Consider the following 355-nt stretch of genomic DNA (forward strand, 5'->3'; position numbering starts at 1 on the left):
CTTACGTAGATAAATGCCGTGAATCCTAGGTGTTTTCACGCCGTTTTCAGACGTTAGGCCAATGAATTCGCCAGTTTCGCGGTCAATCCATACACCGACAATTGCGGGTTCGCCCCGATGCAGGTGGGGAATAATGAGCCATCGTGGATGGACAGATTGCGCAATTGGTGATGACGGCCAAGGCTGTCGTCCACGGCCATTTTGGGGTCTTCACCCATGGCGCAACCGCCCATCACGTGGGCGATGCCCAGGCAGGTGCGGTGCAGTTTCAGGTTGAGGCCCTCTATCAGCGTGCGGGCTTCGGCCAGGGTTTTCACATAGCGTGCATCGTGATGCAGCGGTTTGACGGACTTGG

General features: G+C 56.3%; 1 protein-coding gene. It reads right to left on the bottom strand.

Annotated features, from left to right (window positions below; genetic code table 11):
* Positions 1 to 53: 53 nt before the first annotated feature.
* The coding region (locus ACFZPT_RS26590; protein WP_379559111.1) for a GMC family oxidoreductase at positions 54 to 355 on the bottom strand (302 nt) is incomplete at its 5' end.

Origin of the sequence: Pseudomonas sp. MD330_10 (assembly GCF_042610415.1) — a bacterium.
Classification (GTDB): Bacteria; Pseudomonadota; Gammaproteobacteria; order Pseudomonadales; family Pseudomonadaceae; genus Aquipseudomonas; species Aquipseudomonas rhodesiae.